The organism is Pseudarthrobacter niigatensis, from assembly GCF_030812615.1.
Classification (GTDB): Bacteria; Actinomycetota; Actinomycetes; order Actinomycetales; family Micrococcaceae; genus Arthrobacter; species Arthrobacter niigatensis.
The window spans coordinates 346,276-368,890 of the sequence record NZ_JAUSTB010000003.1; the positions used below are offsets into that span (position 1 = coordinate 346,276).

Below are 22,615 nucleotides of genomic sequence, written 5' to 3' on the forward strand. Positions count from 1 at the left end.
CGTAGGAGGAGGATTTGTTCGACACATTGTATCTTGTTGGTTGTGATGAGGGCCACATAGCCTTGTTTGTACTTATTCACCTCACGGAGGCCCCCATGCAAGAAAAGCTTTCAACAGCCACGCACGGCCAACCTGCCCAGGCCACAGAGGACCACAACGCCGTGGACCACGAAGCCTGGCTGCAGCCCATCCCCGAATCAGCACGTACACGCAAGGTATCCGGCCAGTTCTGGATCTGGGCCGGTGCCAACCTGGCACCCATCAACTGGGTGCTGGGGGCGCTCGGGATCCAGCTGGGACTCGGGTTGGCGGACACCATCACAGTCCTGGTGCTGGGCAACCTCATCGGCATGCTGCTCTTTGGCTGCTTCGTCCTCCTGGGCCAGAAGACCGGAGCCACCGGCATGGTCCTGGCCCGGGCGGCATTCGGCCGGCGCGGCAACTACCTGCCGGCCGCCATCCAGGCCCTGCTCGTGATCGGCTGGTGCGCAGTAAACACCTGGATCATCCTGGACCTGGTCATGACACTTTTCGGAACCCTCGGCTGGGTTGACCCGGACGCCCCCAACTATGCCTGGAAGATCGGCGTCGCCACCTTCATCATGGCGCTCCAGGTGGCCATCGCCTGGTTCGGCTACAAGGCGATTGCCGCCTTTGAAAAATGGACCGTACCGCCCACCATCCTCATCCTGGCCGTCATGTCCGCGGTGGCGTGGTTCGGTATGGACATTGACTGGAGCTACGCCGGTCCTGCCGGCGCCGTCCTGGAAGGCTCCGAGCGCATCGCCGCCATGAGTGCCGTCATGACCGCCATCGGCATCGGCTGGGGCATCACCTGGTTCACCTACGCCGCGGACTACTCCCGGTTCGTCAGCACCAGCGTCCCCAAGAAAAAGGTCTACCTCGCTTCGGTACTGGGACAGTTCATCCCCGTGGTGTGGCTCGGTGTCCTGGGTGCAAGCCTCGCCACCAACAGCGGCGAGATCGACCCCGGCAAGCTGATCGTCCTGAACTTCGGCGCCATGGCGCTGCCAGTGCTGCTGATGGTGCTCCACGGCCCCATTGCCACCAACATCCTGAACATCTACACGTTCTCAGTGGCCACCCAGGCCCTGGACATCTCCATCAGCCGCCGCAAGCTCAACCTGTTCGTCGGCGTCTTCTCGCTCGCCGCCGTCGTCTTCTTCATCTTCCAGGAGGACTTCGCCGCAGTACTCGACGCCTGGCTGATCGGCCTGGTGGCCTGGGTGGCCGCCTGGGGCGGAATCATGCTGGTGCACTACTTCTGGCTGGAGAAGCGCTGGCCGGGCGGAACCGACAGGCTGTTCGACGGCGTCGGCACGAAGCGGCTGCCGGTGGTCAACTTCGCCGGCGTCATCTCCCTCGTGGCCGGGATCTTTGCAACGTGGCTGTTCATGTACGGCCTGATCCCCATCATGCAGGGCCCCATCGCCGTGGCCCTGGGCGGCTGGGACCTGTCCTGGCTCGCCGGCGGCCTGACCAGCGCCGGGGTGTACGCCATCCTCGGCCCGCGCCAGCACATCCGCTACCTCGCCCTCGAGCCGCGCACCACGCAGCAGGCGGAAGCCGCCCCTGACGCCGCAGCCGCTCCGGAAGCAGAGAGCAAAGGCGCGGAAAGCACGCCCGTCCTTCCCGCCCTCTAAGCTCACCATCCCGTAGAACCAGGCGGGCGCCCGGCGCCCGCCGAAAGGATTTCCCGTGAACCAGCCCGCCATCGCGGACCCCCTGCACCCCATCACCTGGCCCGAAGGCTTCAAGGCCGCAGCGTCCTTCACCTTCGATGTGGACGCCGAGTCCTGCACCATCGCCCACGATCCCACCAGCACCCGGCGCATGTCGCTGATGAGCCACCAGTCCTACGGCCCCAAGATCGCGGTTCCGAGGCTGCTCGCCATCCTGGCCCGCCAGGAAATCCAGGCCACCTTCTTCATCCCCGGTTTCACCGCCGAGTCCTACCCCGACGTGGTCCGGCAGATTGTTGACGGCGGCCACGAGGTGGCCCACCACGGCTACCTGCACGAGCCCATGCAGGGCATCGACGCCGCCACCGAGGCCAGCTACATCGACCGCGGCCTGGAGGCGCTGGCCAAAGTCGCAGGTGTCCGGCCCGTGGGCTACCGGGCGCCCTGGTGGGAGCTCAACTGGCACTCGCCGGGCCTCCTGGCGGACCGTGGCTTCCTCTACGATTCGAGCCTGCTCGACGGCGACGCCCCCTACCGCTTCGCTGTCGCCGCGGACGATCCCCGGGACATCGTGGAGATTCCCGTGGACTGGACCCTTGACGACTGGGAGCAGTACGCGTTCTACCCCGGAGTCACCGGCAGCGGCGTGATCGAGAGCCCGGCGAAGGTCCTGGAAATGTGGACGCTCGAAGCCGAAGCCCACCATTCCCAGGGCAGTTGCTTCGTCCTCACCAACCACCCCTTCATTTCCGGCCGCCCCTCCAAGGCCGTCGCGCTGGAGCAGCTGATGGAGCGGGTAAAGGCTATGGACGGCATGTGGGTGACCACCATGGAGGACATTGCCCGGCACACAAAGGCCACGGTCACCGAGGTCCACACACACGCACGGATCGAGGTGCCGGTATTCCCGGGCGCGGGTGCACAGTTCAAGCCGGCCGTCGTGCGGCAGGGGGTGCTGGCCTAGCGTCCGTGGCAAGGGAAGCGGCCGGCAGCGGGATTACCCGCCGCTGGCCGCTTTTTAGTTGCCCATGGACACCATCCACCGGTGCTGCCTAATGTGGCCGGGAGGGCTGGCAGCGCCGGCCGGAAGGAGACTTCACATGGAACTGGCCAACAACACTGCGGAAGGCATCGGGCAGGAGCTGGACTGGCAGGTCCCGTTCTATGAACAGCTGCACCGGAATCCGGAACTCGGCCTCGCCGAACACCAGACCTCCGCAGCAGTTGCGGAGAAGCTGGCCGCCTGGGGCTTCGATGTCCGGCACTTTGGCGGTACCGGCGTGGTGGGTGTGCTTGCCAACGGGACCGGCCCTGGTGTCCTGGCCCGGGCGGACATGGACGCGCTTCCGGTCACGGAGGCAACAGGCGCGAGCTACGCCTCCGCCAACGCCGGGGTAATGCACGCCTGCGGGCACGACATGCATGTGGTGGCCCTGCTCGGGGCGGCCAAGTACCTCGCCGACCATCGGGATGCCTGGCGGGGAACCTACACAGCCCTCTTCCAGCCGGCAGAGGAAACGGCGGCGGGCTCGCAGGCAATGCTCGACGACGGCCTGGCCGCCGGAATCCCGCGGCCGGACGTGGCGCTGGCCCAGCACGTCATGCCCACCGAGGCGGGAACCATCGGCACTACGCCGGGTCCCATCCTCTCGGCTGGTGATTCAGTCCGGATCACCGTCCACGGCCGGGGTGCCCACGGCTCGATGCCGCACAAGGCGGTTGATCCGGTGGTGCTCGCCGCCTCGATCGTCCTCCGCCTCCAGACCGTCGTGTCCCGAGAAACCATGCCGGGGAAGTTCGCCGTGCTGACCGTCGGCTCCCTGCGGGCGGGCGCCACGGCGAACATCATCCCGGACCGGGCCGAGCTGCTGCTCAACCTCCGCACCTACGACGTGGATTTGCGTGCCGCCATCATGGCTGCGATCGAGCGGATCGTCCGGGGTGAGTGTGCAGCTGCGGGCTCGCCCCAGGAGCCGGAGTTCGAGTACTACGACCAGTACCCGCTGACCAGCAACGATCCGGAAGCCAACGCCCGGGTGGCCGCCGCATTCACGCAGGCCTTCGGCGCGGATGCCGTCTACCAGACTGCCCCGCAGACAGCGTCCGAGGATTTCAGCCGGATCCCCGACGCCTTCGGAATTCCGTACGTGTACTGGGTGGTGGGCTCCGTGCCGCCGGAAACCTACCGGCGGGCGGTGGCGAACGGCACGGTGGACGCCGATATCCCGGCCAACCACTCGCCGTCGTTCCTCCCTGCCGTCGACCCCACCCTCGCCGTGGCAACGCGGGCCCAGGCGGCGGCCGCGCTCGCCTACCTCGCAGTGCCGCCCGGTTAGGCTGCTGCCAGGAGCGACTTCATCTGCGCCGCGGCGCCGCTGCCCGGGGCCGGCGTATAAACCACGATGTGCAGGTCCGGCCGGTCCGATGGCGACACCTGGTGGTGTTCCAGCTGGAGCACACCCACGGCGGGGTGGTGGAACAGACGCTCGCGGGACTCGAAACCCAGGATGTCGTAAAGGTCCCAGCCCTGCCGGAACTCCGGGCTCGCTTCCTTGAGCCGTTCCACCTGGTACTGGATGTCCGGATCGCCCAGCCGCTGCCCGGTTTCGGCCCGGAACTCGGCCAGGAACCGCTTGCTGGTGGTCTCCCAGTCCGGCAGGAGGTTCCTGACATACGGGTCGGTGAACACCAGCCACAACAGATTCCGGTCTGCCGCCGGCACCTTGGCGATATTGGGATACAACGCCGCGTAAGCCGTGTTCCACCCGGCCACGCCCCAGTCCGGAAACAACGCGAAGGATGGATTGGGATCGAGGGCGTCCAGGAGGCGCTGGATGTGGGGCGGCGCGGTATCGGCTGCCGGCCCGGCGGGCGCCGCGGTGGCATAGCCGCCCAGCGACAGTACGTAGCCCAGGCCGGTGCTGGACAAATGCAGCGCACGGCTGATGGCCTCCAAAACCTGCCGGGAAGGGCTAATGTCCCGCCCTTGCTCCAGCCACGTGTACCAGGTGACGCTGACGCCGGAAAGGAACGCCACTTCCTCGCGGCGGAGCCCCCGCTCACGGGTGCGGCCGACGGGCGGCAGGCCGTAGTCAGCCCGCAGCGCCTGGTCGCGCCTGGCCCGCAGGAAGAGGCCCAGTTCCTTGCGCCGTCCGGGATTGTTCACTCCCAAATACTATTACTCTGGTACTCCCACTACTAGTAGCAGGGCTGTCTTCCGCCGGGAGCGCCGAACCAGCAGCATGGTAAGCATGCCTGCACTTCGCTCAAAAACAGTCACCCACGGCCGCAACATGGCCGGAGCCCGCGCACTGCTGCGCGCCTCCGGCGTTGCCAACTCCGACATCGGCAAGCCCATCATCGCCGTGGCCAACTCCTTTACCGAGTTCGTCCCCGGCCACACCCACCTGGCCCCGGTGGGCAGGATCGTCTCGGACGCGATCCTGGCCGCCGGCGCCGTGCCGCGCGAGTTCAACACCATCGCCGTGGACGACGGCATCGCCATGGGCCACTCCGGCATGCTCTACTCGCTGCCGTCCCGCGACCTGATCGCCGACTCCGTGGAGTACATGGTCAACGCCCACTGTGCCGACGCCCTGGTGTGCATTTCCAACTGCGACAAGATCACCCCCGGCATGCTCATGGCCGCCCTGCGCCTGAACATCCCGGTGGTCTTCGTCTCCGGCGGCCCCATGGAGGCCGGCCGCGTGACCCTGACCGACGGTTCCGTGCGCTCCCTGGACCTGGTGAACGCGATCGCCGACGCCGTGGACGAGTCCATCTCCGATGCCGACATCAACCTCATCGAAGAGAACGCCTGCCCCACCTGCGGTTCCTGCTCCGGGATGTTCACCGCCAACTCCATGAACTGCCTCACCGAAGCCATCGGCCTGTCGCTGCCGGGCAACGGCTCCGTGCTGGCCACCCACACCGCCCGCAAGGCGCTGTACGAGAAAGCCGGCGCCACCGTCGTCGAGCTCGTGAAGCGCTATTACGACGGCGACGACGAGTCGGTGCTGCCCCGCTCCATCGCCACAGCCAAGGCCTTCGACAACGCCATGGCCCTGGACATCTCCATGGGCGGCTCCACCAACACCATCCTGCACCTGCTGGCCGCCGCCCAGGAGGCCGGGGTGGACTACGGCCTGGCCGAGATGGATGCCAAGTCCCGCCAGGTGCCCTGCCTGGCCAAGGTGGCTCCGAACGTGGCCAAGGACAAGACCTACTACATGGAGGACGTGCACCGCGCCGGCGGCATCCCCGCCCTGCTGGGCGAGCTGAACCGAGGCGGCCTCCTGCACAAGGACGTCCACTCCGTGCACTCCGCCGACCTGGACGGCTGGCTGGATGACTGGGACATCCGCGGCGGCATGGCCACCGAGGAAGCCAAGGCGCTGTGGCACGCCGCTCCCGGCGGCGTCCGCTCCTCCACGGCGTTCTCCCAGTCGAACGAGTGGACCTCCCTGGACACCGACGCCGCAGAAGGCTGCATCCGCTCGGTGGAACACGCGTACTCCAAGGACGGCGGCCTGGCCGTGCTCCGCGGCAACGTCGCAGTGGACGGCGCGGTGGTGAAGACCGCCGGCGTGGACGAGTCCATCTGGACGTTCTCCGGGCCGGCCGTGGTGTGCGAGTCGCAGGACGAGGCCGTCGAAAAGATCCTGAACAAGTCCATCAAGGAAGGCGATGTGGTGGTGATCCGCTACGAAGGCCCCAAGGGTGGTCCGGGCATGCAGGAAATGCTGTACCCGACGTCGTTCCTCAAGGGCCGCGGCCTGGGCAAGAAGTGCGCCCTCATCACGGACGGCCGCTTCTCCGGCGGCACCTCCGGCTTGTCCATCGGACACATCTCCCCTGAGGCAGCGTCCGGAGGCGCCATCGCCCTGGTGGAGGACGGCGACATCATCAGCATCAACATCAGCCAGCGCTCGCTGCAGCTGGAGGTATCCGATGAACTCCTGGCCGAGCGCCGCGAGAAGCTGCTGGTCAACGGCGGCTACAAGCCCAAGGACCGGGACCGGCAGGTGTCCGCTGCACTGCGCGCATACGCCGCGATGGCCACCTCCGCGGACAAGGGCGCTGTCCGGGACGTGTCCCTGCTGGAGCGGTAAGGCCCGCACCGGGCGGGGGAGGAAACAGGTCGGGTCCTCCGGCCTCCTCCGCCCGGGCATGCGGCACCCACGACGACGGGCCAAAAGTCCCCGTCCCGCTGCGGCAGCACTCCGGTAGCCTTTTCCCATGGTGCAGGGAACCGCCGATTACCGGGCAGAAGGCATCCTGCTCGCCGGGGCAGGACGGGCCATCCTGCTGCAGCTGGCCAACCCTGCGATCGGCCGTGGGGTGGCGGCGCACAGCACGTTCACCGAACGCCCCGTCAACCGGCTTAAGGGCACGCTCACCTACGTGTACGGCGTGGTGTACGGAACCGAGGAGCAGGTCAAGGAAGTCCGGCGCCGGGTCAACCGTGCCCACGTTCCGGTACGCCGTCCGGAGGATGGGTCGTCCGCAGGCTACAACGCCTTCGACCCGGTACTTCAGCTCTGGGTGGCAGCCACGCTTTACGACACAGCGCTGACCATCATCGAGAAGATCCACGGCCCGCTCGACGACGCCGCCGCCGACGCGATGTACCAGGACTACGCACGGATCGGCACCGCGCTGCAGCTTCCCCCCGACATGTGGCCAAAGGACCGGGCAGCCTTCGGCCGCTACTGGGAAGACCAGGTATCCACCCTCCACGCCGAGGAAGAGGGCGTGCGCGTTGGCCGCGGACTGCTGTTTCCCAAGCACACTGCCCTTTGGTACCGGGCCATCATGCCGTCCGCGCGGTTCCTTACCGCGGGGCTCCTCCCGGAGCAGCTGCGCAAGGACTTCGGGCTCGCCTGGAGCGAACGCCACCAGCGCCGCTACGACCGGACCTGGCGCATCCTTGCGGTGGCCTACCCCATGCTGCCGTTGCGCATCAGGCACTGGTTCAAGGACTACTGCCTGGCCGAACTGGAAAAGGACCTCCGCCGTAGCCCGCAGGCGGCACAACACCAAGGCATCCGTGCGTAGTTCCACCCCGTTGGAGCGGCGGATCGATGAACGCGCCCACCGCTTCCTGGCCACGGCCCCCGCCAATGGCGCCAGGGCCAAACTCACTGAATTCATTGTCTTCGGACTCAAACAGGGCTGGGCCTGCATTTTCGGCGCCGCACTCCTGGCCGTGCTGATGGCGGCCAGGCTCTGGTACCCGGACGGTACAGGGCTGGCACGCAACGACTTCCTGACCGTCGCCGCCGTCGTGATCCAAATCCTGATGGTGGCGTTCAAGCTGGAAACGCTGCGGGAACTGCGGGTGATCGTCCTGTTCCACCTGGTGGGCACGGTGATGGAGCTGTTCAAAACCGATATGGGTTCGTGGTCCTACGGGGCCGAAGGCGTCCTGCGCATCTGGGCCGTGCCGCTCTTCAGCGGATTCATGTATGCCGCCGTGGGCTCGTACATGGTGCGCGTCTACCGGCTGTTCGACCTTCGCTTCGCTGCCTACCCGCGCCGCTTGCACACCGCGGTCCTCGCCGCCGCCATCTACGCCAACTTCTTCACCCACCACTACTTGTGGGACCTTCGCTGGGTGCTGCTCGCCGCCGTCGTGCTCATCTTCGGCCGGTGCGTGATGCACTTCCGCGTCTTCCGGCGGGAGTTCCGCATGCCACTGGTGGTGTCCTTCCTGCTGGTGGCGCTGTTCATCTGGCTGGCCGAGAACATCGCCACGTGGTCCGGCGCGTGGCTCTACCCCAGCCAGGTGGACGGCTGGCACCCGGTGGGCCTGGAAAAACTCGTGGCCTGGTTCCTGCTGATGATCATTTCCGTGGTGCTGGTGGCCTGGGTCTACAAGCCGCGGCCGCCGGAACCGGAGAACGCCCCACGCCGGGAGGTCCGGCGGCCCGCCGGGCTGCGCTAAAGGGGGTTCTGGCAAAACCCGGTTCAGCAGGGCCCTCGCTAGGGCTTGGACGGCACGGTTTGATGGACCCATGGCCCCCGAAAAACTTCTCACCAGTACCAGCGCGCCCCAAAAACCCCGCGCGCAGCAGCCCGCGCACTGGGGCGGCGTCTTCGCCATGTCCCTGTGCGTCTTCGCGCTGATCGCGTCCGAGTTCATGCCGGTCAGCCTGCTGACCCCCATGGCCGCCGAACTACAGGTCTCCGAGGGAATGGTGGGGCAGGGCATTGCCATCTCCGGGCTCTTTGCCGTCCTCACCAGCCTGTCCGTATCCACGCTGGCCGGCAACCTGAACCGCAAGCCGCTCCTTTTGGGCCTGACCACCTTGATGGCGGTCTCCGGAGCCCTGGTGGCGATGGCCCCGGGATACCTGCTCTTCATGGTTGGCCGCGCCCTCATTGGCGTGGTGATCGGCGGGTTCTGGTCCATGTCCGCGGCGACCGCCATGCGGCTGGTGCCCGCCCACCAAGTGCCGCGTGCCCTGGCGATCTTCAACGGGGGCAACGCCCTGGCCACCGTCCTGGCTGCGCCCCTGGGCAGCTACCTGGGTTCGGTCATCGGCTGGCGTGGAGCGTTCTTCTGCCTGGTTCCGGTGGCGGTGCTCGCCCTGGCCTGGCAATGGATCAGCCTTCCGTCAATGAAGGCCGGGACGCGGGCCACGGGCACGGTTTTTGGGATTTTCGCCGCATTCAAGAGCCGCACCGTCGCCTGGGGGATGGCCGCCTGCGGGTCCTTCTTCATGGGGCAGTTCGTCCTGTTCACCTACATCCGTCCCTTCCTGGAGACGGTGACCCGCGTGGACGTGGCCACGATATCCCTGGTGCTGCTGGTAATCGGTGTGGCGGGCTTTGCCGGCACCATGCTCATTGGCCGCTTCCTGGGCAAGGGCCTGTACCGGACCTTGGCAGCCATTCCGGCCCTCATGGCCGTCATAGCGGCGGCCCTCGTTCCGTCCGGCGGCTGGTTTGCCGCCGTCGTGGTCCTCCTGGCTTTCTGGGGACTGATGTCCACGTCCGCCCCGGTGGGCTGGTGGAGCTGGATCGCCGAGGCCATGCCGCACGACGCCGAGGCCGGCGGAGGCCTGATGGTGGCCGTGGTCCAGACCTCGATCGCGGTCGGCTCAACGTTGGGCGGCGTGCTTTTCGACTCCGCCGGCTATGGCGGGGCTTTCCTGGCGGCCGCAGCCATCCTTGCGGTTTCGTCGGTCCTCGCGTACCTGACTGCCAGGGTCACGGGCCGGACCGCCTGACCGTCTGAAGATTTCAATCCAGCCCACCCAACAGGAGGAGAACATGAAGTACACCAAGAGCGGCGGCCAGACGGCGGCCGGCCCTAAGGAATGGTTCACCGGGACCGTGCAGATCGACGGGATCCGGAATCCTGACGAACAGTCAGCCATCGGTTGCGCGCACGTCCGGTTCGCCCCCGGTGCCCGGACCGCGTGGCACCACCACCCCAAGGGCCAGACCCTCTATGTCACCGACGGCGTGGGGCTGGTAGCGCGCCGGGGCGGGGAGATCCAGGAAATCCGTCCCGGTGACGTGGTCTACATCGAACCCGGGGAAGAACACTGGCACGGGGCAACCCCGGAGCGCTTCATGGCGCACGTCGCCATGCAGGAAGCGGATGCTGAGGGGCAGGTCGTCACCTGGCTCGATCACGTCACTGACGAGGAATACAGCGCCTGACCACACAAAAAGGAGGGCGGACGACGGCGGGAAGGTCCGCCGTCGTCCGCCCTCCTTGTGCGTGAGGCAGGTCAGTCCTCGTACGTGTTCGCGATGTAGACATCGCACGGGGCGTTGTGCGCCACGCTGTTGGCGACGCTGCCCAGCAGCCGGCCAATCCCGCGCATCCTGCGGTTGCCCACCACGATCACCCGGGCGTCCAGGCGGATGGCTTCCTTGATCAGCGAATCCGCCGGCTTGCCACGGGCTGCGAAGTGGGTGATGTCCACTCCCGGCCGGGATGCGCCCAGGGACTTCGCCACGATCTCGGAGCTGTCGGCGTTGGAAATCCTCACCTTGTCCGAGCCCACACCAAAGGTTTCGGCGTTCTCCATCTCGAAGGCGGTCACTACGTGCAGTGAGGCCCCCAGCGACCCGGCCAGGTCCAGCGCGACTTCCGCTGCCTTCCGCGCGGACGGGCTGGCGTCCACCCCTACAACCACTACATTGGCCATTCACTCGCTCCTTCGTATAGTCCTGGCATTCAAATCCATCTGCCAGTTTAGGGACTACCCGCGCGGAGTACGGGTATCACGGCCTTTGGTTTAACCGATCCCAGCCAGCCCGGGTACGGCAGCATCCGCATACCTGTTGCCGGGCCGGGCCAACCCGTAGTGCTCCCGCAGCGTCTTTCCGGCGTACTCTGTCCGGAAAAGCCCGCGTTCCTGCAGGATCGGCACCACCTGGTCCACGAACGCCTCCAACCCGGAGGGAAGCACCGGCGGCATGATGTTGAAGCCGTCCGCGGCCCCGCCGTCGAACCATTCCTGGATGGCGTCCGCCACCTGTACGGGCGTGCCGGTGAAGGTGCGGTGCCCGCGGCCGCCGCCCAGGCGGCCGATCAGCTGCCGCACGGTGAGCTGCTCCCGGCGCGCCAGCTGGACGATCAGGGTGTAGCGGCTCTTTGCCCCCTCGATCTCATCCTCGCTGGGCAGGTTGTCCGGCAGCTGCCGGTCCAGCGGCAGGTCCTCCGGGTCCACGCGCAGGGTCCTGGCCAGTTGGATCCGGGCGTACTCGGGCTTGATCAGCCGGTCGAGTTCGCGTTCCAGTTCCAGGGCTTCCTCCTCGGTGGCACCGATGACCGGGACAATGCCCGGAAGGATCTTGATGGATTCCGGATCGCGGCCGGCGGCAGTGGTGCGGGCCTTCAAGTCGCGGTAGAACTCCTGCGCGTCGGCCAAGGTCTGGTGCGCGGTGAAGACGGCGTCGGCGTACTTCGCGGCCAGGCCCTTGCCGTCCTCGGACGAACCTGCCTGGACTATCAGGGGGTGTCCCTGGGGTGACCGCGGAACATTGAGCGGCCCGCGAACCTTGAAATGCTTGCCTTCGTGGTCGACGGTGCGGATCCTGTCCGCATCGCCCCACACGCCCTCCGCCTTGTCCGCGAGGACGGCGTCGTCCTGCCAGCTGTCCCAGAGCTTCTGCGCCACCTCGATGAACTCGGCGGCGCGTTCGTACCGGACGGCGTGGGCGGGCTGGTCGTCCACGCCGAAGTTGCGCGCCGCGTCCGGGCCTGCCGTAGTCACCACATTCCAGCCGGCCCGTCCGCCGCTGGCCCAGTCGACGGACGCGAAGCGGCGGGCCAGGTTGAACGGTTCATTGTAGGTGGTGGAAGCGGTGGCGATCAGCCCGATCCGCTCGGTGGCGCCGGCGATGGCCGTGAGCAGCACGGTGGGCTCCAGCTTCCCGGCAGGACGGCGCCCCACCTCGCCGAACAGGACAGGGGAGTCGGCGAAGAAAATGGAGTCCAGCTTGCCGCGCTCTGCAGTCCGGGCGAGCTGCTGGTAATGCTCCACCTTGGTTCCCGCATGGGGATCGCTTTCCGGCAGCCGCCATGAGGCCTCGTGGTGGCCGGTGCTCATGAGGAAGGCGTTGAGGTGGAGTTGGCGTAGGGATGGGTTCCGGGTAGTCAAGGGTTTGCTCCTTTGGAAGTTAGCGGCCGACGGCGGCCGGTTCAGGTGTGTGGACGGGTTCGACGCCCAGCGCCGTGAGGAGGTCGCGGCGCAGGGCTTCGTGCCCCGCAGCATCGGCGGAAGATCGGATTGCGGGTGGCACCGGGCGGACGGTGGCGATGCGGCCGCGGTCCAGGACCACGATCCGGTCGGCCAGTGCGATGGCCTCGTCCACGTCGTGGGTGACCAGCAGGACGGCTGGCCGGTGGGCCGCCACCAGGTCCTGGAGGAGCCCGTGCATCCTGATCCGGGTCAGGGCGTCCAGCGCGCCGAACGGCTCGTCGGCCAGCAGCAGCTGCGGTTCCCGGACCAGGGACCGCGCCAGCGCCACGCGTTGCTGCTCACCGCCGGAAAGCTGGTGCGGCCAAGCTTTTTCACGTCCGGCGAGTCCCACTTCGGCGAGTGCCTTGCGGGCCCGGGCATCGGCGTCGTGCTCCCGGACGCCCAGCGTGACGTTGCCCAGCACGGTGTCCCACGGCAGCAGCCGGGAATCCTGGAAGACCACGGAGACGCGGTCCGGGACGCTGATCACGCCGCTGCCGCGGACCTCGTGGTCCAGGCCGGCCAGGGCGCGCAGCAGGGTGCTTTTGCCACAGCCGCTGGGTCCCAGCAGGGCCACGAATTCGCCGGGCGCGATGTCCAGGTCCACGCCGTCCAGGACGCTCTTGGTACCGAAGCTGCGGATAAGCCCGCGGACTGAAACGGCGGCGCCGGACTTGGTGCCGGCGGGGGAGGGGGCGACGGCGGTCAGCCCGCCAGGGTGCGCTGCCATGAGAGGGCCTTTCGTTCGATGAAACGGACAATTCCGTCGGAGAGGAGGCCAAGGATGCCGTAGACGGCCAGGCCCAGGATGATGATGTTGGTCTGGCCGTAGGTGCGGGCGAGCTCCATCATGTAGCCGATCCCGCTGGTGGCGTTGATCTGTTCCACCACCACCAGGGACACCCAGGCGCCGGTCACCGCGAAGCGCAGGCCCAGGAAGAAGCCGGGCAGGGCGCCGGGGAGGACCACCTTGCGGATGAAGCCGGCCCGGCCCAGGCCCACCGTCCGGGCAAGTTCGACGAACCGCAGGTCGATGCCGCGCAGCCCGGCATGGGTCTGCAGGTAGACGGGGACAAAGACGCCCAGGGTGATGGTGAGGACCTTCATGGTCTCGTCGATGCCGAACCACAGGATGAGCAGCGGGATCAGGGCCAGGCCGGGAATGGCGCGCTTGATCTGCACCGGACCGTCAATCAGTGCTTCACCGATCCGGCTCAGCCCGGACAGCAGGGCCAGCACCGCTCCCACCAGGATGCCGAAGAACATTCCCAGGCCGGCGCGCTGGGCGGAGATCGCCAGGTTCTCCTGGAGCCGGCCGTCGGCGATGAGCTCACCGGCGGTGGCCACGACGGTCCAGGGTTCGGAGAGGATGCGCGGATCCAGCGCCCCGGTGGCGGACGCGGCTGTCCACAGCAGCAGCAAAGCGGACGGACCCACCCAGGCGAGCCGCCGTCGTCGTCCGGGCCCCAGCCTCCTGCCCGCGGGCCGCACGTCCGGACGGCCAGCCTGCGCCGGGTCCTGGTGGGGTGCGACGACGGGACGGTCCAGTACCGCGCTCATGCCGCGCCACCCTTGGCGGCGGAGGCGAACGCCGTGCCGGCGATCGCCTCGAAGCGGGTGTCGTAGAGGTCCGCTGCCTTCAACTGAGGTTTCTTCTGCTCGCGGGACAGCAGGTCGATCGTTTCCTGGTGCCGTGCGATGGCCTCCGTCCAGGACGTCGGCAGGTCGCGCTTGCCGGTGGCATCGATCAGGTACTGGCCGTCCTCGCGGGACAGGCCCTGGTCCTTGACGTAGTAGCCGTCCAGCCACTCGGCCGGGTGGTCCTCGATCCAGCGCTGCGCCTTGCCCCAGACCTTTGCGTAGGCGGCAAGGGCGGCTGCCTTGGCGGGATCGGCCAGGACTTTGGCGGGGGAGTAGAGGAGGCTGGGATCATCGCGGAGCCCGTGGCGGAGGGTGGTGGCGCCGTCGGCCTTGTATTTGGCCAGGTAGCGCTTGATCTGGACGCCACCCAGCGGAGCCGCGTCCACCTGCTTGCTGGCCAGCGCGGTGGCGTAGGCGTCCCCGGTGCTGGGGAGCTCCACGAGCTTGACGTCTTCCTGCTTGAGGCCGGCTTTGTCCAGGATGCGCAGCACCAGGGCGCCCTGTGCCTGGCCGGGGGAGTAGGCCACTTTCTTCCCGCGCAACTCCTCGAGCTTGCCGATGCCGGCTCCCGGTGCCACACCGAGCTCGTAGATGGGATGGTTCACCGCGTCCTGCCGGTAGCCGGCGGCGATGATGCGGACGTCCAGCCCGGTCCAGGTGGCGTGGATGGGCGGAATGTCCGCCACTGACCCGACGTCCAGGGCGTTGGCGCGGAAGGCCTCGGTGGTCTGGGGGCCGCCGGAGATGTTGGCGAACTCCACCGTAAAGCCGTCCAGGTCCTTGACCAGGCCGGACAGTTCCAGCGCCACTTTGATGCTGGGATCGCCCACCTTAATGGAGGTGCCGGCAGGCACCGAGGCCGCCAGCGGTTCAAGGGCGCCCTGGCTGATGCGGGCTCCGCCTGCGGTGGCGGTCCCGCCGCAGGCGGACAGCAGGCCGACGGCGGGAACAGCCAGGAGTGCGCCCAGCGCACGGCGCCGGCTAAAGGCAGCACGATGGCTCGTTTGGGGTGGGGGTGCTGGGAAGGTCATGGTGTTCCTTTCGAGGAGGATCCGGGTACGACGACGGCACCCGGGGTGTGTGCCCGGGCGGGCGTGAAGGGGTGGTTGGTCCGCCCAAACGGCGGGATCAGGGTGCTGCGGGATGATGCGTACTGGCGGGACTGTGGGGTGGTGCCTGCGGCGTGGCCGGTGCCGTGGAAACACCTAAACACGGCTCGCGGTGCGTTGGCCACCGGTATGAAACGGACGCTAAACCCTGCGCAACGGCGCTACTCATGGCGCCATCCTGGAGACAAAGCAGGCAACGCGGCGCCACGAACCGAAACCTGGGTTAAGGGGACTGCAACGCCGCTTCATGTACGGACTCCACTGGCTCGTCGGCTGCGAGCCCGGCCGGCGCCCAGGACAGGGCAGCCTTCTTAGCTGCCGACCTTTGCCTGCGCCGTTTCCACGATGTTCTCGGTGACCGCCCAGGAGGCGAGGAGCTTGAGGGCTTCCGCCGACGTGCTGCCGGGCGTAGCGGGATAGACCGTGAGGGTGTGCCCCGGATCTTCTTCGAGCCCAAGCACCTGGTAGTTCAGCTCAAGGAGCCCCACCACGGGATGCTGGAAGAACTTGGTGCCCGCGTAGTGGCGGCGGACGTTGTGGGCCGCCCAGAGCGTGCGGAACACGTCGCTGCGCATGGAGAGTTCACCGATGAGTTCGGCGATGCCCTTGTCATGGGGGTTGCGGCCGGCCTCCCGGCGGAGGATGGCTACGTTGGTGTGGGCAGCCCGGTCCCAGTCCGTGTAGAAGTTGTGGGCGCGGGGGTCGAGGAAAATGAACCGCGAGTGGTTGGCCGGCCGTGACGGGTTGCGGTACATGTCCGAATACAGCGCATAACCCAGCGTGTTGGCGGCAACGATGTCCAGGCGGTTGTTGCCAATGAAGGCCGGCGCTTCCGTGATGGCGTCCAGCAGGTACTGCAGTTCGGGCCGGACCTTCGACGGCGCGGAACCTCCGGCGCCTGCGGCACGCTTGCGGCCCGACGTGTTGGCCGCCCGGGCGAGGTCGTAGAGGTGGTCATGCTCGGCGCGGTCCAGTTCAAGGGCACCGGCGATGGCGTCCAGGACGCTGTCCGAAACACCGTGGAGGTTTCCCCGTTCCAGCCGCGTGTAGTAGTCCACGCTGACGCCTGCCAGCCGGGCCACTTCCTCGCGGCGCAGCCCCGGCACGCGCCGGCGGCCGCCGTAGGGTTCGATGCCTGCCTGCTCCGGGGTGATCCGTCCACGGCGTGAGGAGAGGAACTGCCGGACCTCGGCTCGGTTATCCATAGGGAACACGTTACGACGAATGGCGGGACCGTAAGGAGGTTCTGCCAGAACCAGTTACAGCAGGACCCTCGCTTTGAATGCCGGGGCCGGGTTTGATGGAGATGTCCCGTTCAGCCGTTTCATTCTTGGAAGGACCAGCATGCGCGCAACCATCATGCACGCGCCCGGAGACGTCCGCGTCGAGGATCGTGACAAGCCCACCATCCAGAAGCCGACGGACGCAGTTATCAAACTCGCGGCCGCCTGTGTGTGCGGGTCCGATCTCTGGCCCTACCGCGGCGCCGACAAAATCTCCAGGCCCGTTCCCATGGGCCACGAGTACGTGGGGGTCGTCGAGGAAGTCGGAGCCGACGTGAAGAACGTTACGCCCGGCCAGTTCGTCGTGGGGTCCTTCATCGCATCGGACAACACCTGCGAGATCTGCCGTTCCGGCTACCAGAGCGGATGCGTCCACCGCCAGGGCGTCAGCGGTTCGCAGGCGGAGTACCTCCGCGTCCCGCTGGCGGATGGCACGTTGGTGGCCACGCCCGGCATACCCGACGCCGACAAGGTTCCGTCGCTGCTGGCCGCCTCCGATGTCCTGGGCACGGGATGGTTTGCCGCGAAGGCGGCCCAGGTGGGCCCCGGGAAGACAGTGGCAGTGGTGGGCGACGGCGCCGTCGGACTTTTGGGGGTCCTGGCAGCCAGGCAAATGGGCGCCGAGCGGATCATCGCCATGTCGCGCCACACGGACCGGCAGGCACTGGCGCGCGAGTTTGGTGCCACCGATATTGTGGTGGAGCGCGGTGACGCGGGCGTGAAGAAGATCAAGGAACTTACCGGCGGCCTCGGCGCGCATTCCGTCCTCGAAGCCGTGGGAACGCAGGAGTCGATGCTGCAAGCCATCCACGCCACACGGGCCGGCGGGCATGTGGGTTTCGTGGGCGTCTCCCATGACGTCTCGCTGCCCGGCCGCGACCTGTTCTCCTCGCACGTCCACCTGCACGGCGGCCCTGCCCCGGTGCGGCAATATCTGCCGGACCTGATCGACCTGATCCTCCGCGGCGACATTAACCCCGGCAAAGTGTTCGACCTTGAACTGCCGCTGGAACAAGCTGCGGAGGCGTACAAGGCCATGGACGAACGCCGCGCCATCAAGGTGCTCCTCCGCCCGTGACCAGGTTCCGTCCAGGAACATCGCCAAGGGTAGGACTCCCAAGACCAGTTTCAGCAGGGCCACGCTGGCCCGTCCTTTTCCGGGGTTTGCTCCGAACAACCCCGGTAGCATCGTGAATATCCCCCAACAGATCACAGGAGAACCATGACTACCGTCAAGGCTTATGCATCCCCGTCCGCCACGGAGGACCTGGTGGCAACCACCATCGAGCGCCGCCAAGTGGGTCCCCACGACGTCCTGATCGACATCAAGTTCGCCGGCATCTGCCACTCGGACATCCACACTGTCCGCGGTGACTGGGGCCCGCAGCAGTACCCGCTGGTTCCCGGCCACGAGATCGCCGGCATTGTCACCGAGGTAGGTTCCGCCGTCACCAAGCACGCAGTGGGCGACCGTGTTGGCGTTGGCTGCATGGTCAACTCCTGCAAGGAGTGCGTCAACTGCCAGAAGGGCGAGGAGCAGTACTGCCTCAAGGGCAACATCGGCACCTACGGCGCTGTTGACCGGGACGGCACCATCACCCAGGGCGGTTACTCCACCCACGTTGTGGTGACCGAAGACTTCGTTGTCACCATCCCCGAGGGCATCGACCTGGACGTCGCCGCACCGCTGCTGTGCGCAGGCATCACCACCTACTCACCGCTGCGGCACTGGGGCGCAGGGCCCGGCAAGAACGTTGCAGTGGTCGGCCTTGGCGGCCTGGGCCACATGGCCGTCAAGCAGGCCCACGCCATGGGCGCCGAAGTAACCGTGCTGTCCCAGTCGCTGAAGAAGCAGGAGGACGGCCTGAAGCTCGGCGCCGACCACTACTACGCCACCAGCGACGAGAACACCTTCGCCGATCTCGCCGGCTCGTTCGACCTGATCATCAACACGGTCAGCGCCTCGATCGACATCAGCGCCTACCTGGGCCTGCTGAAGCTCGATGGCGCCCTGGTCAACGTCGGCGCCCCCGCGGAACCGCTTCCCGTCAATGCCTTCGCGCTGATCGGCGGACGCCGTTCCTTTGCCGGATCCATGATCGGCGGCATCCGCGAGACCCAGGAAATGCTCAACTTCTGCGCCGAGCACGGCCTGGGCGCCGAGATCGAGGTCATCCCGGCTGAGAAGATCAACGACGCCTACGAACGCGTGCTGGCATCGGATGTGAGATACCGCTTCGTAATCGACACCGCCACCCTCTAAGGCACGGGCGATCCTCTAAGGCTGAAGGCTCCGCAGTATGGATACTGCGGGGCCTTCCACCGTGTTCCGGTAGTTGATGCCAGCCCATAGGTTCAGCCAGTCAGGCTCTCCTGCTGCCGCCGCGGCGGCGCGCAAGGGCGTAGTGAGATGGTGGATTTCCGGGTATCCGTAGGGCGCCTCGCCGTCATGGCGGCGCATGAACTCGTTGTCCAGGCCCCTGGCATTGCGGCCCGAGAAAGCCCGGGTGACGGCCGTGGTGGTGAAACGGTCCGGTGCTGCCAACGCGGCCCGGTGCGCGGCCTTGGTGCCTGCTTCGTCCGCGCAGAGGAACGCAGTTCCTGCCTGGACTGCCACCGCACCGAGGGCCAGCGCGGCACGGGTGTGATCCGCCGTGGCAATACCGCCCGCTGCCACCAGGGGCACCTCCAGGTCGGCGAGTTCGCCAAGGATCCCGTGGAGGGGCACCAGGGGAGGAGGCGCATCCGCTTTGAACGTGCCCCGGTGGCCGCCGGCTTCGGGGCCCTGGACACAGAGGGCGTCGGCGCCGGCGGCGAGCGCCTGCAGCGCTTCGCCGCGTGCAGTGACGGTGGCGATCACATAAATCCCTCGCTGGTGGAGGGCTTCCACCACGCTGGCTTCGGGGAAGTCGAAGGTGAACGACGCGACCGCGGGCGCAAGGTCCAGCAGTGCTTCGAGCTTTGGTTCCCAGCCGTCGTCGTCATGCCTCGGCTCGCCCAAGGCCACCCCGAAGCGTTCGGCATCCGGGGCCAGCGCGCCGGCGTATTGCTGCAGGGCGGAAGGGCTGACGACCGAGGCCTGGGGCACGAACAGGTTCACGCCGAAGGGCTTGTCCGTCTGTTCCCTCACAGCCGCGATCTCGGCCCGCATGGCCGCGGCGGTTTTGTAGCCCGCCGCTACGAAGCCCAGTCCGCCGCCTGCGCTCACCGCCGCGGCCAGTTGCGGGGTGGAAGGTCCGCCGGCCATCGGTGCCTGGATGACGGGGAGCTCCAGCGATTCGAACTTGAACCGTGCGTGCCTCTGCTGCGTTGCCATGAGCCCTTCCCGTCGTTTGGGTATCCCTGACGAATGCTACGCCGGCCTGCAGGGGTAGTTGGGACGGGAGCAGGTGCGGTCGTGCCGCACGATTGACTGGACGGAAAAGGGGCGCGGACGACGCCGGGTAAGTCCCGCCGTCGTCCACGCCCCTTTGGTGGTGGGCCGCTTAGAGGGCCAGTGCCGGCTCGTTCCCGCGCACGCTCAGCGTGAAGGTGTTGGGTCCGCTGCAGGTGACGGCGATGCGGCAGGTGGTGGTGTTGTGGCGCGCGGAGAGGTCGGAGACCGCGGAGTCGAGGGTCTCGTGGAGGGAAGCCCGGTCCCAGATCTTCAGCGTCACGGATTCGGCAGTGTTAAACGTCATTGTTCAGTACTTTCCTGTGTCAAGCCGGCGCAGCGTCCGGCAGTGGCCTGTCCGCGCTCGGAGGGCCGGTGGCCTGCGCTCACCGGTGGGCCTCGTTGCGTCACCAGGATGTCAAGGGCGGATGGTCCGGCCCTGCCTATCCATAGTGCCCGTGGCTGATCAACCGACTCAACCAAATCGCTCATTTATTGCGAGTGAATCTCATCACGTGTGATGCACAGCACAGCTACTCGTCGAAGTAGGCGGTGATCTTCTGCTCGCCCGAAATCGAGGTGATAACGGTTCCTGCAACCTCGCGGAGCTTGATGTTGCGGGTGTTCGACGCGCGGGTAAGAATGCTGAAGGCCGTCTCCCGGTCGCACCGGTTCTGGGCCATGACCGCCCCCACGGCCATGTCGATCACGGTGCGTGAGTGCATGGCGGCGGCCAGGTCATCCCTGGCTTCGCTGAGCTGGGATATCCGCAGTATCAGCCTCAGCGAACTGGCGGCCTGGGCTGCGAACGCCTCAACGGTGGCGATGTCCTCGGCGGAAAACCCGTTGCTCCTGCCCGAGTAGAGATTCAATACCGCCTCCGCCTCGCCCGCAAGATCCAGCGGGACGGCGAGGATGGAGGAGACGCCGTGCCGGGCTGCGGCCCGGGCGTAGGCTCCCCAGCGGGTTTCGGCGGCAAGCTCCGGCACCAGGAGGGTGGTTCCCTGCCGGAGCGCCGTAAGGCAGGGGCCCTGGCCAAATCCGTTCTGCAGTTCGTCAAGGGCCTTTGCCGCAGCATCGCTTGCTGCTACGGCCTTGGGTCTTTTGTGCCTCATTACGGTGACGCCGCTGTGGATGGAGTTGCCCGGGGTGGACAGCCGCGAACTGGCCAGGATTGCCAGTTCGGTGAGGAAACCCTTGATGTCCGGGCTTTCCAGCACCAGCTGCTGCAGGGACTGTTCCACATCTTCCAGGGGCTGCCCGTCGGGTTCCTGGAACGGCTGCCCTTCGCCGGCGGTCATTAATCCTCGCCCTCGGACAATTCCCTCATGGCCGTCGCAATCAGGCCCACCTGGGCAGCTGGAAGATGGAGCGCTTCGTTGAGGTAGGCGTCAAGCGACATCTCGTCGGCGTCGCCGCCAAGGCCGTAGTAGTAAGTCCACAGTTTTATCATCGGGACCTGGGTGTTGCGGAACCGCCGGGCCACGTCCTTCCGCTGCTGGTCGGCCTCCAGCAGTTTGTCGGGGCCGCCGGTCCAGTCGGCGTTCATCCGCGCGGTCCAACCGGCGGTGCGGACAATTCCCCGCCGTCCAGGGTGCTGGCATCCGTACGGAGCCCCGAAGCAGAGCTGGTGCCCAGCGCGAGGAGGAACCCAGGGATTCCGGGGCATTCCCGCAGCAGGTCCTGGTATTCGTCTGCGGCGGCCAGAGCGTTTTTCCCGGCCATCGGGCCTCGATCCATAGTTGCGCCAGTCATTGCCTGTCCTGGCTGGCGGCCGCCGCTCTTCGCACGGTGGGCCCGTTTATTCAACTTCCGGATAGTGACACCATCCCGAAATCTCCTACCTTTGACACTACGCCCTTGGTGATGGATCTGATACAGCGGCTCCTTCGGCCCGGAGCTTGGCCCCTAACGGGTCCGCCGTCGTCGTCCCCGGTTCGCTGCCGCCGTCGTTGTCCCGTTCTGCCTCCGCTGGACTGCCCGGGCCCTCGCCTCCGCTGCCGCGCAGGGGCCGGTAACCGTAAGATGAACCCCATGCTGAATCCTGCCAACAGTGTGACAGTCGAGCACCTCCAAGAGGTCCTGGTCGGGGCCGAGAATGCCGTTGAGTTCCTTTCCGGACTCTCGGGACTGGCGGCAGCGGCTGTCTCCAAGGCAGCCGGTGATGACATTGAGTGCGCGGTGACCATGAAGCTCCGCCGGCGCCCCACCACTGCTGCGGGCAGCAGTGCCAGGGCGCTGGAACTGGACCTTATCGAGCAGGCGCTGGGGGACGGTCCCTGCATCAAGGCGCTGCGCGAGATGGCGCCCGTGCTGATTGACGACGTCGGGCAGGACGGCCGGTGGACCACATACAACCAGGAGCTGGTGAGGCTGGGCGTGCACAGCACCCTGGGTGTTCCTTTGGAGATCAGCGGCGAGGCCAGTGCCGCACTGAACTTTTTCGCCACGAGGCCGGGAGTGTTCACGGCGGAGGTTTATGACAAAGCGGTGGGCTTCGCCGCCGCTGCCCACAACACCTTGCACCTTTCGGTCCGCATCAGCACGGCGCAGAACAGGGCTGATGACCTGGAAGCCGCCCTGGAAAGCAGGACCGCCATCAACCTGGCCTGCGGCGTCATCATGGCGCAAAACCGTTGTTCCCAGGAAGACGCGATGGAGATCCTCACCAGGGTCTCCAGCAACCGCAACAAGAAGCTGAGGGACGTGGCCAAGGAATTGATTGAACAGCTCGCCGGAGGCAGTGTCCAGACGCACTTCGACTCCTAGCCTGCGCCTGGACCACAAACTGTCCAGGCCC

At 67.0% G+C, this 22,615-nt stretch carries 23 protein-coding genes; 11 read left to right on the top strand and 12 right to left on the bottom strand.

The annotated features are described in order from the left end of the window. The first annotated feature begins 95 nt into the window (after positions 1-95). From J2T23_RS06805 to J2T23_RS06815, 3 genes are all read left to right on the top strand, one after another. Positions 96-1,664, top strand: coding sequence for a purine-cytosine permease family protein (locus tag J2T23_RS06805; RefSeq protein WP_307358343.1), 1,569 nt, complete (start codon positions 96-98; stop codon positions 1,662-1,664). A gap of 55 nt (positions 1,665-1,719) precedes the next feature. After that, positions 1,720-2,667: a polysaccharide deacetylase family protein gene (locus tag J2T23_RS06810; protein ID WP_141182507.1), complete on the top strand. Its 948-nt coding sequence runs from the start codon at positions 1,720-1,722 to the stop codon at positions 2,665-2,667. Between the two features lie 136 nt (positions 2,668-2,803). Beyond that, positions 2,804-4,039 (top strand): amidohydrolase, encoded by a 1,236-nt coding sequence (locus tag J2T23_RS06815; RefSeq protein WP_307358348.1) that lies wholly within the window; start codon positions 2,804-2,806, stop codon positions 4,037-4,039. Here J2T23_RS06815 and J2T23_RS06820 read toward each other — a convergent pair. Further along, a complete protein-coding gene (locus J2T23_RS06820; protein ID WP_141182505.1) occupies positions 4,036-4,869 on the bottom strand; it encodes a helix-turn-helix transcriptional regulator in 834 nt (277 codons plus the stop codon). The two genes, J2T23_RS06815 and J2T23_RS06820, sit on opposite strands and share 4 nt — an antisense overlap. An 85-nt stretch (positions 4,870-4,954) precedes the next feature. Between J2T23_RS06820 and ilvD the strand changes: the two genes are divergently transcribed. The 5 genes from ilvD (at position 4,955) to J2T23_RS06845 (ending at position 10,376) form a co-directional block, all read left to right on the top strand. Continuing rightward, the gene (ilvD, locus tag J2T23_RS06825) at positions 4,955-6,814 is read left to right on the top strand and encodes a dihydroxy-acid dehydratase (RefSeq protein WP_307358351.1); all 1,860 of its coding nucleotides are present in this window, start codon (positions 4,955-4,957) and stop codon (positions 6,812-6,814) included. 127 nt (positions 6,815-6,941) lie between these two features. Beyond that, positions 6,942-7,760: an oxygenase MpaB family protein gene (locus tag J2T23_RS06830; RefSeq protein ID WP_307358353.1), complete on the top strand. Its 819-nt coding sequence runs from the start codon at positions 6,942-6,944 to the stop codon at positions 7,758-7,760. Continuing rightward, positions 7,753-8,649: a DUF817 domain-containing protein gene (locus J2T23_RS06835; protein ID WP_307358355.1), complete on the top strand. Its 897-nt coding sequence runs from the start codon at positions 7,753-7,755 to the stop codon at positions 8,647-8,649. The genes J2T23_RS06830 and J2T23_RS06835 overlap by 8 nt, the downstream gene beginning before the upstream one ends. 70 nt (positions 8,650-8,719) lie before the next feature. Further along, the gene (locus J2T23_RS06840; protein WP_141159285.1) at positions 8,720-9,937 is read left to right on the top strand and encodes an MFS transporter; all 1,218 of its coding nucleotides are present in this window, start codon (positions 8,720-8,722) and stop codon (positions 9,935-9,937) included. 43 nt (positions 9,938-9,980) lie between these two features. Then, positions 9,981-10,376: a (R)-mandelonitrile lyase gene (locus J2T23_RS06845; protein WP_141159286.1), complete on the top strand. Its 396-nt coding sequence runs from the start codon at positions 9,981-9,983 to the stop codon at positions 10,374-10,376. A 71-nt stretch (positions 10,377-10,447) separates the two neighbouring features. Here J2T23_RS06845 and J2T23_RS06850 read toward each other — a convergent pair whose 3' ends face one another. The 6 genes from J2T23_RS06850 to J2T23_RS06875 form a co-directional block, all read right to left on the bottom strand. After that, positions 10,448-10,870 carry a universal stress protein gene (locus tag J2T23_RS06850; protein ID WP_307358359.1) on the bottom strand — a complete coding sequence of 141 codons (423 nt, stop codon included), beginning with the start codon at positions 10,868-10,870 and terminating at the stop codon, positions 10,448-10,450. Positions 10,871-10,960: 90 nt separating this feature from the next. Continuing rightward, positions 10,961-12,328 (bottom strand): LLM class flavin-dependent oxidoreductase, encoded by a 1,368-nt coding sequence (locus J2T23_RS06855; RefSeq protein WP_307358361.1) that lies wholly within the window; start codon positions 12,326-12,328, stop codon positions 10,961-10,963. A 19-nt stretch (positions 12,329-12,347) separates the two neighbouring features. Next, positions 12,348-13,139, bottom strand: coding sequence for an ABC transporter ATP-binding protein (locus tag J2T23_RS06860; protein ID WP_307358364.1), 792 nt, complete (start codon positions 13,137-13,139; stop codon positions 12,348-12,350). Beyond that, on the bottom strand, positions 13,115-13,969 hold the full coding sequence (locus tag J2T23_RS06865; protein WP_141159289.1) for an ABC transporter permease: 855 nt from the start codon (positions 13,967-13,969) through the stop codon (positions 13,115-13,117). The genes J2T23_RS06860 and J2T23_RS06865 overlap by 25 nt, the downstream gene beginning before the upstream one ends. Further along, complete coding sequence (locus tag J2T23_RS06870; protein WP_307358366.1) at positions 13,966-15,081, bottom strand: ABC transporter substrate-binding protein; 1,116 nt, start codon at positions 15,079-15,081, stop codon at positions 13,966-13,968. Before J2T23_RS06870 ends, J2T23_RS06865 begins: the two co-directional genes overlap by 4 nt. 389 nt (positions 15,082-15,470) lie before the next feature. Continuing rightward, positions 15,471-16,364, bottom strand: a complete 894-nt coding sequence (locus tag J2T23_RS06875) for a helix-turn-helix transcriptional regulator (protein ID WP_141159291.1) — start codon at positions 16,362-16,364, stop codon at positions 15,471-15,473. Positions 16,365-16,503: 139 nt separating this feature from the next. Here J2T23_RS06875 and J2T23_RS06880 point away from each other — a divergent pair, with 139 nt between their 5' ends. Further along, positions 16,504-17,520, top strand: a complete 1,017-nt coding sequence (locus J2T23_RS06880) for a zinc-dependent alcohol dehydrogenase family protein (protein WP_307358369.1) — start codon at positions 16,504-16,506, stop codon at positions 17,518-17,520. 144 nt (positions 17,521-17,664) lie between these two features. Then, the gene (locus tag J2T23_RS06885) at positions 17,665-18,705 is read left to right on the top strand and encodes an NAD(P)-dependent alcohol dehydrogenase (RefSeq protein WP_307358371.1); all 1,041 of its coding nucleotides are present in this window, start codon (positions 17,665-17,667) and stop codon (positions 18,703-18,705) included. Positions 18,706-18,720: 15 nt separating this feature from the next. Here J2T23_RS06885 and J2T23_RS06890 read toward each other — a convergent pair whose 3' ends face one another. From J2T23_RS06890 to J2T23_RS06910, 5 genes are all read right to left on the bottom strand, one after another. Next, complete coding sequence (locus J2T23_RS06890; RefSeq protein ID WP_307358372.1) at positions 18,721-19,758, bottom strand: nitronate monooxygenase; 1,038 nt, start codon at positions 19,756-19,758, stop codon at positions 18,721-18,723. Positions 19,759-19,927: 169 nt separating this feature from the next. Next, positions 19,928-20,122: a hypothetical protein gene (locus J2T23_RS06895; protein ID WP_141159295.1), complete on the bottom strand. Its 195-nt coding sequence runs from the start codon at positions 20,120-20,122 to the stop codon at positions 19,928-19,930. Positions 20,123-20,348: 226 nt separating this feature from the next. After that, on the bottom strand, positions 20,349-21,116 hold the full coding sequence (locus J2T23_RS06900; protein ID WP_307358373.1) for a GAF and ANTAR domain-containing protein: 768 nt from the start codon (positions 21,114-21,116) through the stop codon (positions 20,349-20,351). After that, entirely contained in the window at positions 21,116-21,364 is a 249-nt protein-coding gene (locus J2T23_RS06905) for a hypothetical protein (RefSeq protein WP_307358374.1), read from the bottom strand. The genes J2T23_RS06900 and J2T23_RS06905 overlap by 1 nt, the downstream gene beginning before the upstream one ends. Further along, positions 21,361-21,570: a hypothetical protein gene (locus J2T23_RS06910; RefSeq protein WP_307358376.1), complete on the bottom strand. Its 210-nt coding sequence runs from the start codon at positions 21,568-21,570 to the stop codon at positions 21,361-21,363. The genes J2T23_RS06905 and J2T23_RS06910 overlap by 4 nt, the downstream gene beginning before the upstream one ends. Before the next feature lie 279 nt (positions 21,571-21,849). Here J2T23_RS06910 and J2T23_RS06915 point away from each other — a divergent pair, with 279 nt between their 5' ends. Continuing rightward, positions 21,850-22,584, top strand: a complete 735-nt coding sequence (locus tag J2T23_RS06915; RefSeq protein ID WP_307358378.1) for a GAF and ANTAR domain-containing protein — start codon at positions 21,850-21,852, stop codon at positions 22,582-22,584. The last annotated feature ends 31 nt before the right edge of the window (positions 22,585-22,615 follow it).

Excerpts from the sequence above, each read along its gene's own strand:
- J2T23_RS06890 (WP_307358372.1), bottom strand. The coding sequence starts at position 19,758 with ATGGCAACGCAGCAGAGGCACGCACGGTTCAAGTTCGAATCGCTGGAG.
- J2T23_RS06875 (WP_141159291.1), bottom strand. The coding sequence starts at position 16,364 with ATGGATAACCGAGCCGAGGTCCGGCAGTTCCTCTCCTCACGCCGTGGA.
- J2T23_RS06915 (WP_307358378.1), top strand. The coding sequence starts at position 21,850 with ATGCTGAATCCTGCCAACAGTGTGACAGTCGAGCACCTCCAAGAGGTC.
- J2T23_RS06885 (WP_307358371.1), top strand. The coding sequence starts at position 17,665 with ATGACTACCGTCAAGGCTTATGCATCCCCGTCCGCCACGGAGGACCTG.
- ilvD (WP_307358351.1), top strand. The coding sequence starts at position 4,955 with ATGCCTGCACTTCGCTCAAAAACAGTCACCCACGGCCGCAACATGGCC.
- J2T23_RS06905 (WP_307358374.1), bottom strand. The coding sequence starts at position 21,364 with ATGAACGCCGACTGGACCGGCGGCCCCGACAAACTGCTGGAGGCCGAC.
- J2T23_RS06850 (WP_307358359.1), bottom strand. The coding sequence starts at position 10,870 with ATGGCCAATGTAGTGGTTGTAGGGGTGGACGCCAGCCCGTCCGCGCGG.
- J2T23_RS06865 (WP_141159289.1), bottom strand. The coding sequence starts at position 13,969 with ATGAGCGCGGTACTGGACCGTCCCGTCGTCGCACCCCACCAGGACCCG.
- J2T23_RS06830 (WP_307358353.1), top strand. The coding sequence starts at position 6,942 with ATGGTGCAGGGAACCGCCGATTACCGGGCAGAAGGCATCCTGCTCGCC.
- J2T23_RS06910 (WP_307358376.1), bottom strand. The coding sequence starts at position 21,570 with ATGACTGGCGCAACTATGGATCGAGGCCCGATGGCCGGGAAAAACGCT.
- J2T23_RS06870 (WP_307358366.1), bottom strand. The coding sequence starts at position 15,081 with ATGACCTTCCCAGCACCCCCACCCCAAACGAGCCATCGTGCTGCCTTT.
- J2T23_RS06845 (WP_141159286.1), top strand. The coding sequence starts at position 9,981 with ATGAAGTACACCAAGAGCGGCGGCCAGACGGCGGCCGGCCCTAAGGAA.
- J2T23_RS06840 (WP_141159285.1), top strand. The coding sequence starts at position 8,720 with ATGGCCCCCGAAAAACTTCTCACCAGTACCAGCGCGCCCCAAAAACCC.
- J2T23_RS06900 (WP_307358373.1), bottom strand. The coding sequence starts at position 21,116 with ATGACCGCCGGCGAAGGGCAGCCGTTCCAGGAACCCGACGGGCAGCCC.
- J2T23_RS06815 (WP_307358348.1), top strand. The coding sequence starts at position 2,804 with ATGGAACTGGCCAACAACACTGCGGAAGGCATCGGGCAGGAGCTGGAC.
- J2T23_RS06805 (WP_307358343.1), top strand. The coding sequence starts at position 96 with ATGCAAGAAAAGCTTTCAACAGCCACGCACGGCCAACCTGCCCAGGCC.
- J2T23_RS06860 (WP_307358364.1), bottom strand. The coding sequence starts at position 13,139 with ATGGCAGCGCACCCTGGCGGGCTGACCGCCGTCGCCCCCTCCCCCGCC.
- J2T23_RS06880 (WP_307358369.1), top strand. The coding sequence starts at position 16,504 with ATGCGCGCAACCATCATGCACGCGCCCGGAGACGTCCGCGTCGAGGAT.
- J2T23_RS06895 (WP_141159295.1), bottom strand. The coding sequence starts at position 20,122 with ATGACGTTTAACACTGCCGAATCCGTGACGCTGAAGATCTGGGACCGG.